Raw genomic sequence first — 1,229 nt, forward strand, 5'->3', positions numbered from 1 at the left:
CCTTGGGACATGGAGATACATCTTCCCCCTATTTCCTTGGCTACATGCTCGACAGCCCGTTTTGCATACTCATCTCCATCCGTAATCAATATCACTTTTCGTTTGGTCACCATCTTGGGCCTACCTTTCATCATCAGGAATAGTTACCTCTTACACTTATAAGTCGACAAAATAAATCCATTGGAATAATGATCCGGCTATTTTCCCCAATACGAGTGCCATTAACAAATAAATGATCTTCTCTTGAATTCCGATTCGTTTTGAAAGAACTGGAAAAACAGTCTGGACTTAAGTTAAGGCAGCCGCAAGCATCCCATTAAATATCCCGTCAGCCAAACCGATCGGAATTAAAAGAAAATGCGGAAGTGAAAGTTCCGTTTCCTGTAATCCTAACCATGTCCCTGCGACAACTCCGGCAATGATGGCTCCTTCATAGTAATGTATCATTTTCATTGTTTTTGTCAGCTGAGTCAGTCTTGGAATCACCCCAAGTACAGTTAAAAACGCTACAAAACCGGCACCTGTTGCAACCCCCCCGGCTAAACCGACAAAGATTCCAAAGATGATTTTACCGGTCATCAAGGTGGCGCACGTTTTCCTTATTTTCATTCATGATTACATAACGGTCCAAATCCTGCTGATAGTTGAACATTTCAACCTCGAGCGGACTAGGTTCCTCATTGAAGCGTTTTTTAAAGAAATGATTAAAAAATAGAATCATGCCCATACCAAGGCCGAAGCTATATGGGATTTGGATCAATAACGGCTTATCTTCCACTTTTCCCGTTATTATAGTAAAGATTTTTTGATGCACTTCCCCCATGCTGACATCCACATGAAAATTCATGATCGTCATCCCGCCGCCGACAAATAACAAAAACCAAACCAAGGCGAATGTCAGGTATGACATTTTCTTTTTCGTGAGGATGACTTCGATGATCGTTTGGGAAGGGCCGAATGTTTCCACTTCAATAGTCGGATCCACCTTGCGGATGGACATGATAACCTGAGCTAAATCAATGACAATAATATTCTTATCTTCCTTCTTGACCGTTAATAATATGATTTCTTCAATTTTGGTAATCACTTCTTCAGGTCCGATTATCCTTGCAATATCTTTTATCCTCACCGTTTGATTTCCCTTTGCTTGTACACGGTTCCTCATCCTGATATATACAACTGTCATTATCATCACATCCCGACCTTTTATTTCCTTATGCTAGTAGTAT

At 40.7% G+C, this 1,229-nt stretch carries 2 protein-coding genes and 1 pseudogene; all 3 read right to left on the minus strand.

The genetic code is table 11. The annotated features are described in order from the left end of the window. Nucleotides 1–113, minus strand: a 113-nt coding sequence (locus AC1DVB_RS27355) for a stage V sporulation protein AE (protein ID WP_477591973.1), incomplete at its 3' end; no start/stop codon positions are given. 43 nt (nt 114–156) lie between these two features. Beyond that, nucleotides 157–579: pseudogene (locus tag AC1DVB_RS27360) on the minus strand (stage V sporulation protein AB). Then, nucleotides 569–1,186, minus strand: a complete 618-nt coding sequence (locus AC1DVB_RS27365; protein ID WP_057278757.1) for a stage V sporulation protein AA — start codon at nt 1,184–1,186, stop codon at nt 569–571. Before AC1DVB_RS27365 ends, AC1DVB_RS27360 begins: the two are co-directional and overlap by 11 nt. Nucleotides 1,187–1,229 lie beyond the last annotated feature (43 nt).

The organism is Peribacillus sp. P4_D6, assembly GCF_056401795.1.

What these genes read in the sequence shown, in the direction of transcription:
- AC1DVB_RS27365 (WP_057278757.1), bottom strand. Translation starts at nt 1,186, where the DNA reads ATGACAGTTGTATATATCAGGATGAGGAACCGTGTACAAGCAAAGGGA.